The sequence below is a fragment of the Candidatus Dormiibacter sp. genome (genome assembly GCF_050999135.1).
GTDB lineage: Bacteria > Chloroflexota > Dormibacteria > Dormibacterales > Dormibacteraceae > Dormiibacter > Dormiibacter spiritus.
Genome location: NZ_JBPCPN010000001.1, coordinates 1 through 14,868 on the forward strand (window position 1 = coordinate 1; position 14,868 = coordinate 14,868).

At 66.7% G+C, this 14,868-nt stretch carries 15 protein-coding genes, 1 tRNA gene and 1 pseudogene; 10 read left to right on the top strand and 7 right to left on the bottom strand.

Annotation, left to right across the window (positions count from 1 at the left end):
* The first annotated feature begins 98 nt into the window (after nt 1–98).
* Nucleotides 99–1,079 carry a DDE-type integrase/transposase/recombinase gene (locus ACR2MZ_RS00005; RefSeq protein WP_434003023.1) on the top strand — a complete coding sequence of 327 codons (981 nt, stop codon included), beginning with the start codon at nt 99–101 and terminating at the stop codon, nt 1,077–1,079.
* A 36-nt stretch (nt 1,080–1,115) separates the two neighbouring features.
* Here the strand turns inward: ACR2MZ_RS00005 and ACR2MZ_RS00010 are convergent, their stop codons facing one another.
* Nucleotides 1,116–1,673, bottom strand: a complete 558-nt coding sequence (locus ACR2MZ_RS00010; protein WP_434003024.1) for a YceI family protein — start codon at nt 1,671–1,673, stop codon at nt 1,116–1,118.
* A 118-nt stretch (nt 1,674–1,791) separates the two neighbouring features.
* Here ACR2MZ_RS00010 and ACR2MZ_RS00015 point away from each other — a divergent pair.
* Both ACR2MZ_RS00015 and ACR2MZ_RS00020 read left to right on the top strand, forming a co-directional pair.
* Nucleotides 1,792–1,865 (top strand) — tRNA-Ile (locus ACR2MZ_RS00015).
* Between the two features lie 375 nt (nt 1,866–2,240).
* Nucleotides 2,241–2,939: a creatininase family protein gene (locus tag ACR2MZ_RS00020; RefSeq protein WP_434003025.1), complete on the top strand. Its 699-nt coding sequence runs from the start codon at nt 2,241–2,243 to the stop codon at nt 2,937–2,939.
* 85 nt (nt 2,940–3,024) lie between these two features.
* On the opposite strand, the pseudogene ACR2MZ_RS00025 reads toward ACR2MZ_RS00020, so the two are convergent.
* The 3 genes and pseudogenes from ACR2MZ_RS00025 to ACR2MZ_RS00035 all read right to left on the bottom strand — a co-directional run.
* Nucleotides 3,025–3,366: pseudogene (locus ACR2MZ_RS00025) on the bottom strand (response regulator); the annotation flags it as partial.
* Nucleotides 3,367–3,370: 4 nt separating this feature from the next.
* Nucleotides 3,371–5,083, bottom strand: a complete 1,713-nt coding sequence (locus tag ACR2MZ_RS00030; protein ID WP_434003026.1) for a sensor histidine kinase — start codon at nt 5,081–5,083, stop codon at nt 3,371–3,373.
* Nucleotides 5,084–5,153: 70 nt separating this feature from the next.
* Nucleotides 5,154–5,402 (bottom strand): hypothetical protein, encoded by a 249-nt coding sequence (locus tag ACR2MZ_RS00035; protein ID WP_434003027.1) that lies wholly within the window; start codon nt 5,400–5,402, stop codon nt 5,154–5,156.
* Nucleotides 5,403–5,643: 241 nt separating this feature from the next.
* Here ACR2MZ_RS00035 and ACR2MZ_RS00040 point away from each other — a divergent pair, with 241 nt between their 5' ends.
* Together ACR2MZ_RS00040 and mgrA are read left to right on the top strand one after the other, a co-directional pair.
* Nucleotides 5,644–5,913, top strand: coding sequence for a hypothetical protein (locus ACR2MZ_RS00040; protein WP_434003028.1), 270 nt, complete (start codon nt 5,644–5,646; stop codon nt 5,911–5,913).
* Between the two features lie 491 nt (nt 5,914–6,404).
* Nucleotides 6,405–7,430, top strand: coding sequence for an L-glyceraldehyde 3-phosphate reductase (mgrA, locus tag ACR2MZ_RS00045; protein ID WP_434003029.1), 1,026 nt, complete (start codon nt 6,405–6,407; stop codon nt 7,428–7,430).
* 751 nt (nt 7,431–8,181) lie between these two features.
* Here mgrA and ACR2MZ_RS00050 read toward each other — a convergent pair.
* Nucleotides 8,182–8,790: a TetR family transcriptional regulator gene (locus ACR2MZ_RS00050; protein ID WP_434003030.1), complete on the bottom strand. Its 609-nt coding sequence runs from the start codon at nt 8,788–8,790 to the stop codon at nt 8,182–8,184.
* A 118-nt stretch (nt 8,791–8,908) separates the two neighbouring features.
* On the opposite strand from ACR2MZ_RS00050, the gene ACR2MZ_RS00055 reads away from it, so the two are divergent.
* A complete protein-coding gene (locus tag ACR2MZ_RS00055) occupies nt 8,909–9,391 on the top strand; it encodes a DUF6069 family protein (RefSeq protein WP_434003031.1) in 483 nt (160 codons plus the stop codon).
* 546 nt (nt 9,392–9,937) lie between these two features.
* Complete coding sequence (locus ACR2MZ_RS00060) at nt 9,938–10,375, top strand: pyridoxamine 5'-phosphate oxidase family protein (protein WP_434003032.1); 438 nt, start codon at nt 9,938–9,940, stop codon at nt 10,373–10,375.
* A gap of 69 nt (nt 10,376–10,444) precedes the next feature.
* Here ACR2MZ_RS00060 and ACR2MZ_RS00065 read toward each other — a convergent pair whose 3' ends face one another.
* Together ACR2MZ_RS00065 and ACR2MZ_RS00070 are read right to left on the bottom strand one after the other, a co-directional pair.
* Entirely contained in the window at nt 10,445–11,128 is a 684-nt protein-coding gene (locus ACR2MZ_RS00065; RefSeq protein ID WP_434003033.1) for a response regulator transcription factor, read from the bottom strand.
* Nucleotides 11,125–12,756, bottom strand: a complete 1,632-nt coding sequence (locus ACR2MZ_RS00070) for a GAF domain-containing sensor histidine kinase (protein ID WP_434003034.1) — start codon at nt 12,754–12,756, stop codon at nt 11,125–11,127. Before ACR2MZ_RS00070 ends, ACR2MZ_RS00065 begins: the two co-directional genes overlap by 4 nt.
* A gap of 177 nt (nt 12,757–12,933) precedes the next feature.
* On the opposite strand from ACR2MZ_RS00070, the gene ACR2MZ_RS00075 reads away from it, so the two are divergent.
* The 3 genes from ACR2MZ_RS00075 (at nt 12,934) to ACR2MZ_RS00085 (ending at nt 14,728) form a co-directional block, all read left to right on the top strand.
* A complete protein-coding gene (locus ACR2MZ_RS00075; RefSeq protein WP_434003035.1) occupies nt 12,934–13,494 on the top strand; it encodes a hypothetical protein in 561 nt (186 codons plus the stop codon).
* Nucleotides 13,469–13,891: a pyridoxamine 5'-phosphate oxidase family protein gene (locus ACR2MZ_RS00080; protein WP_434003036.1), complete on the top strand. Its 423-nt coding sequence runs from the start codon at nt 13,469–13,471 to the stop codon at nt 13,889–13,891. Before ACR2MZ_RS00075 ends, ACR2MZ_RS00080 begins: the two co-directional genes overlap by 26 nt.
* A gap of 201 nt (nt 13,892–14,092) precedes the next feature.
* The gene (locus tag ACR2MZ_RS00085) at nt 14,093–14,728 is read left to right on the top strand and encodes a hypothetical protein (protein WP_434003037.1); all 636 of its coding nucleotides are present in this window, start codon (nt 14,093–14,095) and stop codon (nt 14,726–14,728) included.
* Nucleotides 14,729–14,868 lie beyond the last annotated feature (140 nt).

Below are 14,868 nucleotides of genomic sequence, written 5' to 3' on the forward strand. Positions count from 1 at the left end.
TGAACGGCTCACAAGATCTGTAGACACCTGGGGGCTTCCCAGGCGTAGAAGCGGCGGTCCATCCTTTGGGTGCTTGACGTCCACAGGAGGGAGCCGCCGTGACTAATGATGACCTCATCTACCGCCATCGCCTACTGCTGTTTGCTCAGGCCGGCCAGGTAGGCGTCAGCCGGGCCTGTCGGGCGCTCGGCTACCACCGCTCCTGGTATTACCGATGGAAGCCGCTGGTGGAGCGGCACGGGCTGGAGATCTTGCGGCCCCGGGAGCGGCGCAAGCCGCGAATGCCGAACCAGCTACCGCCCTGGGTCGAGGAGCGGGTGCTGAGCTTCGCCCTGGGCCATCCCGGCCTGGGTCCACGTCGAATCGCCGCCCAGCTGGCGCTACCAATGTGGGGTGGTCTGGTGGTCTCGGCGAGCGGTGTACTGAAGGTGCTGCGGCGACATGGTCTGGGGACTCGGGCCCGCCGCCTCAGCTTGGTGGCCGGCTACGCCGCCCTCCCTCAGCCGGAGGCGCAACCGCCGCCTGAACCGCTTCATCTGGAAGCCGAGAAGCCGGGAGATCTGGTCCAACTCGACTGCTTTTACATCGGCCGCCTGAGCGGCACCAAGGGTCGTTGCTGGCAGTACACCGCCATCGACGTGGCCAGCTCCTACGTCTGGGCCGAGGTCCATCTCAGCTCGGTCAACCCGGACACCAAGTTCTGCTCAGCCTTGGTCCACCGGGTGGCGCGAGAGCTACGGGCGGCTGGCTGGCAGCTGAAGGCAGTCTCCACCGACAACGGCGGCGAGTTCCGTGCCAACGATTTCCGCCAAGCCGTTGCCCCCGCCGAACACCGCCTCATCCGCGCTGGCCGCCCCCAGACCAACGGCTGCGTGGAGCGTGTTCAGCGCACCGTCCTCGAGGAGTGCTGGCGGCCCACCTTCGCCCGCTCCCTGGTGCCGCGCTACACCGCCCTACGTCGCGACCTGGAGCAGTACCTGGGCTACTACAACTTCGAGCGCGCACACACCGGCCGGAGGAACCGCGGGCACCCCCCGGCCGAGCTGGTCTATGGTGCCGGCAAGGTGCGCCCACGATGAGCCGCGACTGTCGCGGGATCTCGTGCGCTGTTCAACTTAGACGGTCGCGGCGTCGGCGGTCTGAGCCGTCCTGACCAGTTCGGAGTCGATCTCCAGCTTGATCTCGTTGCTGGCCAGCGGGATGGTGCCGGCGAGGCCGTCCCAATTGAGGCCGAAGTCCTTTCGGTTGAGGGAGCCGGTGGCCTCGAGCGAGACGATCTTGCTGCCGGGCTGGTAGGGATGGTCGATCTCGTCTGCGACCGTGACGTCGAGCACCAGTTCCTTGGTCACGCCCCTGATGGTCAGATCGCCGTACACCTTGAAGTTGTTGGCTCCAAGCTGCTCGCCTCGGGTGGGGCGGTAGACGGCCTGGGGGTGACTTTCGGCCTCGAAGAAGTCGCCTGACTTCAGGTGGCCGTCACGCTGCTCGTTGTTGGTGGTGAGACTGGCGATGTCGACGGTGACCTCCCCAGTCAAGGAGTCCGGGTTGTTGCGGTCGGCCTCCACCCAGCCTTCAAACTTCTGGAAGTTGCCCCGCACGTTGGTGACGGCAAGGTGCTTGGCCTTGAAGCCGATAACTGTATGGGCCGGATCCAACTGGTAACGCTCACTCATGAAACTGCTCTCCTCCAAATGACTGGGATGTTGTCCCTGATACAGGGGGGGTCTGGCCGGGTATTCCATGCCCGAGGACGCTCGGCTGGCGCCGGCGCCACCTAGACTTGGCACTCTCGGGCCCGTAGCTCAGTTGGTCAGAGCGGCCGACTCATAATCGGCTGGTCGCAGGTTCGAGACCTGCCGGGCCCACCCCTCCGTCCAGAATCCGAATCGCGCTGGGGGGACCAGGGAAGGTTGGCGCGATCGATGCCCGGCTCTCGACCCGGGCATCGGCCACTTATTGCTGGAGCAGTCACTTGACCATCGGAGCCTCACCGGCCGAGATCAGTTTCTCGGCCGGGGCATGTGCAGCACCTTCAACTCCTCCGCAGCCGGAGCCTTCAACTCGGTCTCTGAGCGCCGTTCAGGCCCGCTTGGTCGCCCAGCTGCGTTAGCCGCTGCTTAGGGATTCGATACTTCGTCACGATCTTGGGGCTGGGATAGAGGCGTGTCGCGAGGTCCACGTTGCGCCTTCCTCGCGCCATGTGCCACCCCTGTGGCCGGAGTGAATAGGCTTGGCTTGTCATGCGAGAGCTCTTCATCGAGCGCATGAGCTGGCCCGAGATACAGGCGGCGCTGCAAGAGGGTATGACAACGGCCGTCGTCTGCGCGGCTTCCACCGAACAGCATGGGCCGCATCTGCCGGAGGCGACCGACGCTCTGCTCGGCGCCGCATACGCCGAGGGGCTGGCCCGCCGCCTCGGCAACGCTCTGGTGCCGCCGGTCATCCGTCCCGCTTGCTCCGAGCACCACATGGGCTTCGCCGGCAGTCTCACCATCCCGCCCGACCTGCTCATGGACCTGCTCGACCACCATCTCGCCTCGCTCCGCCGCCATGGTTTCGTCGACTTCTTCGTGTTCTCCAGCCACGGCGGAAATTACCCGGTGCTGCAGCGATGGGCGGCCGAGCGTCCGCACCCCGACACCACCGTGATCTGGGACTTCGGCGTCTTCCAGGACGCCTTCGACGCCTTGAGACCTTTCGGCCGGGAAGACACCGCCGGACCTCACGCTGAGGTGATCGAGACCTCGATGATGCTGCGGCTTCACCCAGACCTGGTCCACATGGATCGGGCCGAACCCGGATTTGAGGGCGAGATGGACCTGCCCGGGCTGCTCGCGCATGGCATGCGGCATTGCGCATGCCCCGCGCTACATGTTCGAGCACCTCACGCTCCCGAGCGCTCAGCTCGGGGAACACAGGCAGTTCCACCGTCGGTCTGATGCTGCTGAAATAATCGATCATCCGGCTGGCGATGGCGGGACTGAATATTGCCTCACCGCGGCCAATCGCGATCACGGCCTGCACCAACTCAAGCGCCGGCACTCCCTTCAGAACGTACCCGCGGGCCCCCGCCCGCATCGCGGAGAAAACAGAGGCGTCGTCTTCGAACATCGTCAGCACCAGGACGCGAATGTTCGGACTGTTCACGACGATCCTCCGCGTCGCCTCCACCCCGTTGAAACCAGGCATCTGGAGGTCCATCACCACCACGTCGGGCTGAGTGTCGAACGCCGCGCTCACCGCCTCTTCGCCGCTGCCCGCCTCGCCTACCACCTCGATCTCTGGCGCCAGGGCCAGAGCCCCTCGAGCGCCGTCGCGGAAGACCGGATGGTCGTCAGCCAGGAGGACGCGGAGGAGGTCCTTCAACGTCTCATGACCGGTGCGGCAGGACCGCCACGAGTCGAGTCCCCTGCTGCGTTTTCGCCTCGATGCTCAAGCTGCCCCCGATCTCGGCCACACGCTCGCGGATGGAGGTCAACCCGACGCCCGCCCTCGAGCCCGCCTCCAGGCCGACGCCGTCGTCTGCGACCTCCAGGCGCAGCGCCCCGTTGACGCGAAGCCCGACGCGGCAGCGCCTGGCTCCGGCATGGCGGGCGACATTCGCGATAGCCTCCTGGGCGATCCGCAGCGCCGCCACTTCGACCGCCGCCGGCAGGGCAGGCAGATCCTCCGGAGCATCGACCACCACCGTCAGCGCCCCGTTGGAGAAGCCTGCCGCAGACTGCCGGATGGCCCCCACCAAGCCCAGATCGTCAAGTGCGGGCGGCCTGAGGCCGTAGACGAGGCGGCGAACATCTGCCAGGATCGCTTGCGCATCACGTTCCAGGCCGACTAGCCTGCGGTCAGCCTCGCTCGGATCTCGGGCGATTAACGCTCTGGCGGAGCCCAGCTTCAGGATCAGAGCTCCCAGCGCCGGTCCGAGACCGTCATGCAGGTCCCGGCGGAGGCGGCGGCGTTCCTCCTCCCGAGCATTCACCAATCGTTCTCGCGAGCGTAGGAGGTCGGTTGCCAGCCGTGAGGCTTGCACGGCAGCTGCCGCCTGGCGAGCGACGTCCTCCAGCAGCCGACGCTCAGGGTCGCTGAACCGGTCGCGTGGGCCCCTCTGGCCGAAGATCATGGCGCCGCTGCGTTCGCCCTGATGCTCGAGTGTGACGGCCAGCTGGTCAGCAACTGGCTCCCCTGACTCGATCGTGCGCGTCGTATGCCCGTCGTCCTCGAGCCTCAGTGCGGCGTAAGGCGGCCGAAGCACCCTGGTCACCGTCTCCACCACCGCCACTAGGACCTGGTCACCCGGCTGGGCGGAGCCAATCCGGCTGCCGACCGCAGTCAGCACTTCGTAGGGCCGGTCGCGCTCTCCATACATGAGCCGGTCGACGGCTCTCTGCAGTCTGGTTCGCAGCGGAGCGAAGGCAACGGCGACGAGGCCGGTCGCCACGACCGAGACGAGGAAGTTGCCGCGGAGCTGGAAGAGTGCGCCCAGGATGCCGACCGCGAGCGCATAGAGCACCACCACAACGACTGTCAGCGTCCCGTACACGAGTGCACGGTTGATTGCCAGGTTGAGCTCGAAGAGGCCGTGATACAGGGCTGCGAAGGCGGTGACCGCGGGCAGACCGACGACGAAGCCCAGTTTCAAGACGGCGACGCCGACGTCCGGTGCGCTGTCGGGCAGCAGCGTCTTCGTGAAGAAGTGAGCAACGAAGCCGACGGCGCTCACCGCGACGACAGTGATGAGCAGCTTCACCTGGGCGCGCTCGCGGCCCGTCGCGCGCCGCATCCGGACTATGAGCGCGATGACGCCCAGCAAGACAGCAAGCATCGAGAGCGCCCAGCCCGCTGCCTGGCTGAGGTCGGCGGTGTCTCCCTCGAGCAGTCGAGTGGGGTTGTGGAGGCGACCGGGAATGCTGGTGAAGTGGCTCCCAATCGGTTCCGCGCCCACGACCGTCCCGCCGACCAGCGCCCCGGCCGCCGCCAGGGCGTAGACACGAGCTGGCCACCATTTGGCCGAGGCAAGGCGGCCGTTCGGAAACCAGAGCGAGTAGAGCGTGAAAGCCACTGGGTGCGCCAGGTAGATGGACCACATCGCAATCCAGGCGGCCCATTGGCCGGCCGGCAGTGCTAGGCGGCCCGCAACCGAGGCGATCGCATACTGCTCAGCGGCGGGTGATGGCGAAGGCGAATCCGATCCAGGCACAGAGCCAGCCCAGCCGGTGCCCCGGCCGTTGCCAGGTGATGACTAGCCCGACCGTCCCGTAGGCGACGACGGCGACGGCGGCCAGCGGATCGAGCGGATGGCCGTTGACCAGCGCGAGCCCGAGAGCCGCGGCGAAGAGGACGGCTTGCAGCGCCACCGCCGCGACCGAAAAAGCCCGAGTCCGCAACGAGGGTCCGGTCCCTGTCATGTGGCGAAGCGTAGTCAGGCTGGAGTCAGCTGTCACGTGACTGCTGTCCCAGATTTGTCCCGGCGGCCCTTGCCGAGATTGGTGACAGCCGTCTCCTGACAATCGGACCGGACGGTTTCTACTGTTGAACGCATCGGCCGACCGCCCCGGATACGGCCTAACAACTGGAGGCAACGAACGTGAATCAATTCGCGGAGACAGCCACCGACAGTGGCCGCCATCAATTCAGAAGAGGTTCGCTATGACTCTTCTCACGGCAATTATCGTGGGCCTGGGCGCCGGGTTCTTCGTCGGCATGCACGGGAAGGCGTTCGTCATCATGGTGGGTGTCTTTGTCCTTGTGTTGGCCTTTCAATCGAGTGTCCTCTCCCGAATGCCGGGGAGTCACATCGATCTGCATGACCCCGGGTACTGGGGCGTCCAGCCCATCATCCTGGCGCTGGGTCTCGGGCTTACTTGGCTTGGAGCCAGGATCAATGGGAGGCGATCTCGTCGTTCCACCATTTCATAGCCAGCTCGCGGTGCACCTACTGTGTCGCGGGGCGGGACCTGGGTGGCGGCTAGTCCTGGCGCTCGGCAGGTATTCGGACCTGTAGCAAGCCCACTTGGGGGCGCGCAGCCGCCGCGCTTCGGCTGCCGCGCCGCCCCGTAGCGCCCGGGCTCGCCGAGGAACTTCTCTTGCGGGAGACGCCAAGCCGCTTCTCGTGAGCGAGCTCCTGCTCGGCGAGTCGTCGCAGCAGACCGCTGCGACTCGTGCCGTCACGCGCGCAGCGGTCAAGCCGATCATAAAGCTCGCCGGGCGGTGCGACCAGCACCGTAGGCGTAAACCCCGCATGTGCCAGCCGAAGGGCTTCGCCCGGTCGTCAGACCGAACCCCTCGCGTAGATTGCGTGATGTCATGCAGGGGATTCGTGGGGCTCTCGGGACAAATGGGGCGGCCGGTGGCGGTGAACCTCATCAGGGCCGGCCACGGCTGTGTAAGTCGGTGACCCAGTGATTCAAATGAATTACGTGCCAGTCAGCGACCGCTACAGCGACATGATCTACAACCGCTGCGGCCGCTCCGGGCTCAAGCTGCCAGCTCTCTCGCTCGGCCTCTGGCAGAACTTCGGCGGCGACCGTCCCCTGGAAACAAGTCGGGCGATCATCCGCCGCGCGTTCGACCTAGGCATCACCCACTTCGACCTGGCAAACAATTACGGACCGCCGTACGGGAGCGCCGAAGAGACCTTCGGCCAGATCCTCGGCACGGACCTGGCCGGTCACCGCGATGAACTGGTCATCTCGACGAAGGCCGGCTACGACATGTGGCCGGGGCCGTACGGCGAGTGGGGCTCGCGGAAGTACCTTCTGGCCAGCCTCGATCAGAGCCTGCGGCGAATGGGGCTCGACTATGTCGACATCTTCTATTCCCACCGCGCCGATCCGGACACGCCGCTGGAAGAGACGATGGGGGCGCTTGACTCCGCTGTCCGCATGGGCAAAGCGCTCTACGTCGGCATCTCTTCCTATTCCGGCCGGCGCACTCGGGAAGCCGCCACGATCCTGCGCCGCCTGGGCACGCCGCTCCTCATCCACCAACCGTCGTACTCACTTCTGAACCGCTGGATTGAAGGTGATCTGCTTGACGTGCTCGCGGAGGAGGGAGTCGGCTGCATTGTGTTCTCGCCGCTAGCCCAGGGGCTGCTCACTGACAGGTATCTGGCAGGCGTTCCAGCTGGTTCTCGAGCTAGCCAGCCCGGATCGCTGTCGGCTGAGATGCTTAGTGAAGACAACCTGACCAAGGTCCGTGCCCTCAACCAGCTCGCGGCGCGGCGCGGCCAGACGCTCGCACAGATGGCCCTGGCCTGGACGCTGCGGGACCCTCGCATCACGTCCACGCTCATCGGGGCGAGCAGCGTGGCCCAGCTCGAGCAGAACGTCGCGGCCCTCCATAACCGCGACTTTTCTGCTCAGGAATCGGCGGAGATCGACAGACATGCGACGGAGAGCGGCATCAACCTGTGGGCGGCCTCCAGCACCGTCTGATCGACTGGCGACACGCCGACAGGGAGTGGGCCGTCCAGATCTCCTCGACGAGGCGAGCGAAACCCTCGAGCGCTGTCGGGCCCACTCATCTACGGTCGCCGCCTAGGGATGTGGACGTCCACGCCCTGCATGAGGCGGATCAGCGCAGCAGTGGTGTCCCACGGCCGCCAGCGGGATCGGCGGTGACCCAGGATCAGTCCATCCAGGATCCTCCAGCCGCGACTCGCCCATCGAAGTGAGTGTCGAGACCGAGCCTGCGCCCTTATTGCTGTGCGCGTCCGCGACCACGGCCCAGGGGTGGCGCCGGAAGTGAAGCCGCGGCTCTTCGAGCGCTTCGTTCGAGGCTAGGCCCGGGATGGTCCGGTTCAGCCAATCGGGACCGGACTGGGTTTGGCGATTGTCAGGGGATTGCTGGAGGCGCACGCCTGCGCCGTGGAGTTGGAGCAAACGGATGGCCGCCGGGGCCAGTTTTCGCTTCACCTGCCCCTCGCGGATCCAGCCGAGCGAGCACGGACGCCCAACCTGTGTGGGATCCACCCCTGGTCGCGCCGCCGCATGCCCACGGCCTCGATCGAGCCCAGGTAGCGTCCGAAAGCGTCAAACGCTCCCTTGTTCGAAACGTCCTCAGTCCGCAGTGCAGCCATTGCGTGACGGTAGGCCTGGCTTCAACGACAAGCGCTCAACGAAATCCGGAGCAGTGCTGGCTCCTCAGCCGAGGTGCACTCGGCGTCCAGTCCAGGGCTTGCGTGGATCAGTCTGAGCAGATTGCGTCCAATTCGCGTTTGAACGTTGCCAGCGCCTCGTCGAGGAGGCTTCCGATGTCCTCCCCGGATCGCGCTCCGAACCACGTCACAAAAGCACCGTCGAGCGGAGCCATGGCGATGGAGGCCAGAACGTGGGGGCGCATGTCATGCTCGGCGTCGACTCCCAGGCGGCGGGCCAGTGCCTGGACGATTCCGAGCCGCATGTGCTCGCGATTGATGTGCTCCTGACCCCGGAGAGAGGGCGTGTGACGTACCAGGCGGACCAGAGCCAGGGCCCGGTCCGCCGAGTTCTGATACGCAGCCATGTGCTGCCGGAGCCCGTGTTGCACGGCTGTGATCGGAGGTTCTTCGGGAGGGCGGGCGACGATTTCCTCGCCGAGTCGCATCGCCCACTGATCGAGGAACGCGAAGACCACATCCTCCTTGGAGTCGAAGTAGCGGAAGAAGGTTCGACGGGAGACGCCGGCCGCGGCGGCGATCTCATCGACCTTCACGGACTCGAAGTCTCGATCGGTCAGCAGCTCCAGAGCTACGTCTGAGAGCTGGGCTCGCACGGCGCGCCGCTTGCGCTCGCTGATGCCAATCGGGACCGCCATGAACACAGCATACACCAGTAGTCCCTTGAGGCCACTATAAGCACTTCATGCATAAAACGACACTTTGTGCCATACTGTGGAGGTCGCAGTCGGACCCCACACAAAGGAGCTATTCGAGATGGCAACACAGACAGCCGAAACAGGAATCGACCAGGTAGACCCGCGGGCTCCCGGTCGGCGCCGTGACCTCAGTTGGAGGCGCCTGCTCGCCGTCGGCGGGGCGGCGGTGATCGCCAGCACGATCGCGAACGTCCTGGTCGCCCGGACGCTTGCCAGTCTGCTCCAGGTCCCAGCCGCATTCACGCCCCTGCAGACGGTCAGCGTCGCCTCGCTCACGGTCATCGGCGAGGCCGGCGCAGTACTCGCCTTCGCGGCGCTGATTCGCCTCCGCCCCGATCCGGTCAGGGCCTTCACAGTCGTGGCGGCGATAGCACTGCTGGTCTCCTGGGTGCCCGACCTGGCGGTCTATGCCGCAGGCGCCTTCCCCGGCACCACCGCGGCTGGAATCGCCAGTCTGATGTTCCTGCACATAGTTGCCGCCGGCCTCGCAGTCTTCCTGCTCGGCCGCTTCGGCCTCCGCCCAGTAATTCGGAAGGGGTAGTTCATGGCACCTGCTGAAGACGTCATCACACATCGATTGACCAAGCGCTACGGCAAGGACATTCTCGCAGTCGAGGATGTGGACTGTCGGTCAGGAGAGGGAGGTGTACGGCTTCCTCGGCCTGAACGGTGCGGGCAAGGCCAGCACCTGCGGATGCTGCTGGGCTTGATCTGTCCCACCTCCGGCACGGCGGTGGTGGCCGAGCACCGGCCGGGAGATCCAGCCGGCTTGGCGCAAATCGGCTCGCTGGTGGAATCGCCCGCCTTCTATCGCCACCTCTCCGGTCGGGAGAACCTGCCGGTCGTCGCCACCTATGCAGGCGTCCCGCAGAGTCGGGTGGATCCGCACTCGCGGAGGTTGAGCTACTGGATCGTGGCAAGCACAAGTTCGGCACCTAGTCGACCTCGAGTCGCTACTTCATGCCCATCAGGCTGCTGCCCGGCTCAAGGAGCCGGAGGAGAGAATCGCCGGAGTCAGTCATGACTGCGCTGGCGAATCATCGGCCGGCGCGGCATCGGTAAGCTCCGTTGGCGCAGTGAGGAGCTCGTGACGGAGCACGGGAAAGTCGGGGACCGCATGCCGGAAAGCGAGATGGAGGACATCTCGCCGGAAGGCTGCTGGCAGCTGCTGGCAACGGCCCGGATGGGGCGGATCGCCATGCTGGTCCGCGGCCAGCCCGAGATCTTCCCCGTCAACCATGCGGTCGTCGCTGGCCGGGTGCTGTTCCGCACGGCCCCCGGTACCAAGCTTGCCTACGCACCAGGAGCTGAGGTCTGCTTCGAAATCGACGACTACGAGCCGGAGCTCGGGCTGGGCTGGAGCGTCGTGGTCCATGGCACGGCTCGGGAGCAGACGGGTGCCCTCTATGAGGGTCGCGAAGCTGCCTCCGACGAGCCGCGGCCTGAGGCGCCCGGCGTCAAAACCCACCGCCTCGTGATCGACGGCAGCCAGGTGACCGGTCGGCGGTTTCGGCTCCGCTTCTAGCGTCCGGGCCTTGGAGGACGCGAAACTCTTAGACCTTCTCGGGTCCTCGGTCGGCGGTTCCGTCGGTGGTCATCCTCCAGAGCCGGGGAGGGTGGTGTGGCGGGCGAGATAGGCGGCCGCCTCCGCCCGGCGGGCCACCTCGAGCTTGCCGAGGATAGTGGAGACGTAGTTCTTGATAGTCTTCTCGGCCAGCTTCAGCCGGGAGCCAATCTCGCGGTTGGTGAGGCCCTCGGCGATCATGTTCAAGATCCGCTCCTCCTGCGCAGAGAGCCGCGCCAGCTTCTCGTCCCGCATCAGGCGCTTGCCCTTGCGCAGCCGGTCGAGCACACTCGCGGTGACTGCCGGATCGAGCAGGCTCTGCCCCTGACCGACAGTGCGGATCGCGCGTACCAGCTCGCCACCCTGAATCTGCTTCAGGACGTAGCCGGCGGCGCCGGCCATGATCGACGCGAAGAGCGCCTCGTCGTCGGCGAATGAGGTGAGCATCAACACGCTCGTCTCCGGGCGGCGGGCGCGGATCTCCCGGGTCGCCTCAATGCCGCTGCCGTCCGCGAGCCGGACGTCCATCACGACAACGTTGGGCGCGGTTCGGTCCGCCTGCTGGACGGCTTCGCTCACCGTTCCCGCCTCGCCAACAACCGTGATGTCGTCGGTCATCTCCAGCATTCCGCGCACTCCTCTGCGCACGACCTCGTGGTCGTCGACGAGGAGCACGCGCAGCTGGTCGGACGACACGCGTGCGTACTCGCTCATTGGGTGCCCAGCGGAAGACGGACTCTGACGATGGTCCCGCGACCGGGTGCGGTGTCAAGCTGCAGCTCGCCGCCCAGCGCCAGCGCCCGCTCGCGCAAGTTGCGAAGCCCCTGCCCCTCCGCCCGCCCGCGGTCGGCATCGAAGCCGGAGCCGTTGTCGGCCACCGTTAGGGCGGCCGTCGAGAGTCGCTGCCTCTTGAGGCTCAGGCGGACCTGCCTGGCGCCGGAATGGCGGCCCGCGTTGGAGAGCGCCTCGCGGGCCATCTGCAGGACATCGGCCGCCCGCGGGGAAAGCTCGGCGGTCACCCCGCCGTCCAGTTCGAGAGCGACCGCCATGCCCGACCGCGCCTCGAAGTCGCTCACCACCTCCCTGAGCGCCTGGTCGAGCTGGCGATCGGCGAGCAGGCCCGGACGCAGGCCGAAGATGTAGTTGCGGAGGTCGCGGATGACCCGGTCAAGCTCGGCGATGGCGGCGTCTACCCGCCGGTCGATCTGTGGGTCGGAAGCCTGTGAAGCGGTGGCCTGCAGGCCCATCCCGACTGCGAAGAGCGACTGGATGATGCCGTCGTGCAGTTCCTTGGCGATGCGTTCCCGATCCTCCAGCACTGCCAGCCGCTCCAGCTCGCGCCGCGTCCGGCCCGACTCCAGCGCGACTGATGCCTGGGCTGCGAAGGACTCCACCAGCTGCACGGTGGAGTCCTCGAAGGGCGGCCGGCCGCTGAGCCTGGATACCCAGAGGCTGCCGATCGGCTTGCCGCCCATCCTCAGCGGCACGCAGACCACCGGTCCCATCCGGGCCAGGCGGTTGATGCGCGAGCTGGTCCGGGGATCGCTGGCGGCGTCCTCCGACACCAGCGGGCGGCCATTGCGCATGACCTCGGCGGCCAGGGAACGGTCCAATGGCACGGCCACCCCCCGCAGTCTGTCGGCGCCGGCGCCGTCAGCGTGGGCGATCGCCAGCCTGGAGCCGCCGTCCAGGGGGGTGACGATGGCCGCGGTGTCGGCTCCCGCCAGCTCGCGGGCATTGGCTGCGATCGCCGGCAGCAGCGTCTCCGGTTCGGCGCCGGCCAGCATGCGCTGGGTGATCTCCGAGAGGGCCTGCAGCCAAGCCTCCCGTCGGCTCGTTTCCTGGTAGAGGTAGGCATTGGCGACCGCGACGCCGGCCTGGGTCGCGAGGATCACCAATGACGCCTCGTCATCTTCCGTGAACTGCTCGGCGTCCCGCTTGTTGGTGAGGTAGAGATTGCCGTAGACGCGGCCGCCCGCCCGCACCGGGACCCCCAGGAACGAGGTCATTGGCGGGTGATGGGGAGGGAAGCCGACCGAGCGAGGGTCGTCCGCGATTCGCCTCAACCGGAGGGGCCGGGCGTCGGATATCAGCGCGCCGAGGATGCCGCGGCCGGTCGGTAGGGTCCCGATCGCCTTGCGCTGGCGACCGCTGAGCCCACTTGTGACGAACTCGGTGATCCGTTGTCCCGGCCCAAGGACGCCGAGCGCGGCATAGCGGGCGCCGGTCAGGTCGGCGGCAAGGTCGACGATGCGCTGGAGAACGACCGGGAGCGACAAGTCGGAGGTGAGCTCGAGCGCCGCATCGAGCAGCCTGTCCTTGCGATCCCTCTCCTTCAGCACGAGGCCGAGCCTAGCTCACCCGCCTCACTTCTGCCAGGGTCCGTCTCCTGTAGCAGACGAACCTGTCTTCTCCGTCTCATCGAGTCAGGGCTTGACCTGCTGATGACCAATGGCTGAAAAGGATGGGGCCGTTCGGCCCTACCGAGTCAGATCCGCAAGGTACAAGCTCGCACCAGCGTGTTCCTCAAGACCTACGTCGAGCTGGCCAAGCCGTTCGACCAGGTCCGGCAGGTGCTGCTGGACGACGTGGACCGCTGGCTGCCCAACCTCGCACAGGAGACGGGGCAGGAAGGCGAGCGCATGCTGGTCGACGTCGGTCTCGCCGTCGGCCGCCGGCGTCTGCGGCGGCCCGCCCAGCTGCTGGTCGGCAGCGCGCAGGTGAGCGAGCGCCTCGCGTCACTGCCGATCCAACTGCGGATGAGACGGTCGGACGGGCTCTTCCCGTCCTTCGACGGCTTCCTGGAGGCGGCGTGGCTGGGACGCGAGCGCACCCAGCTGGTGCTGGAGGCGCAGTACGAGCCCCCGCTCGGCCTGATGGGCCGGGCCCTCGATCGCGGAATGCTGCACCGCGTTGCGGAGACCGCCGCTCGCGGGCTGCTGGAGGCTGTCGCCGCCAGGATCGCCGCAGAAGCGAAGCCTAGTCCCAGCCCCGACCAAGTAGGCGCCCCCGCCCCTGTGGGGCCGTGCTTGCAACCGACTGGAGGAGGTGACCATGAGCACGACGCCGGTCCATTCTGAGATGGAGGAGATCCCGGAGGCTGAGTGCTTAGAGATCCGGCGCAAACACGACTTCGGCCGCATCGGTCTGGTGGCCGAGGGGCAGCCGCAGATCTTTCCAGTCAACTACGCCATGAGCGCTCGGATCATCTCGTTCAGGACCGCGCCCGGCACCAAGCTGTCGTACGCGCCAAGCTCGAAGGTGGCTTTCGAGGTCGACGACTACTCGCCCGAGACCGGGGTGGGCTGGAGCGTAATGGTGCAGGGCATCGCCTACGACGCCACCGAATCGCTCGACGACGTGTCCTGGACCGCCCGCGGCGCGATGCCGCACCCGATGGCGCCGGGGGAGAAGGTCCACCGGGTGGCCGTCGATCCTCAGCAGATCACTGGCCGCCGTTTCCAGCGCAGCGGTTGAACCGCGCTTGCTACGTCAGGGGACGCAGATCGGGACAGGCTGTCCCTAACTGGGGCGTGGGTCCGGTCCGGGCCGAAGGTCCCGGACCCTGTAACGAAGGTCCATCGCCCAAGGAGCCGTCCGGCCCTAGGCGGGGACGCATGCCGGGGGCGATCCTATAGCCAGCAAGCAACTACGAGCCAAGGCTCAGGAGGGCCACTGATGACCAGGGAATTGCGCTATCGGATCATCGCGCTGCAGGCGGTACTGGTGATCGTCTTCGCGTTCTGCGCCGGCTTCCTCTTCTGGGGCAGCGGGTTTGTGAACGGCATGATCCACGATCAGCTGGCGGCCCAGAAGATCTACTTCCCGGCCAAGGACAGCCCAGCCACCACCGCCTTGCCCGCCGCCGACGCGGCCGCGATGCAGCGCTACGCAGGGCAGCAGCTGACGACCGGCGACCAGGCCGAGGTCTACGCGGATCACTTCATCCGTGTGCACCTGAACGAGGCTGCCGGTGGCAAGACGTACGCGGAGGTGAGCGCGGCGGCTCAGGCCAATCCTCAGGACCAGAAGCTGGCCGGCCAGGTGCAGACGCTGTTTCGCGGTGAGACCCTCCGCGGCCTGCTGCTCAACGCGTGGGGCTGGTCACAGGTGGCGATGTACGCCTTATACGCGGGGATCGTCTTGACGCTGGCGGCGCTGGTGGTCCTCGGTGCACTGATCTTCGAGGTGCTCGGGATGCGGCGCTCCGCCCCCGAGTTGGCCGGCCAGCGCGTGGTCGGCGAAAACGGCCCCGGGCAAAAGGAGGTCGGCTCCAGGGTGACCGTAGCCAGATCGAGCTTGATCAGCCCCTGACAACACGGACCCAGCCTAGTTTCTCAAAACAGTCTTGACCCCAGTTACCCGGCGGCCGGATCGGCTGTTTGGCCGTTCTCTGGACTCCGGCCAAGCGGACAGGAGCCGGCCCTGTCTGTTCGATTTCGGTTCAAAGGAGG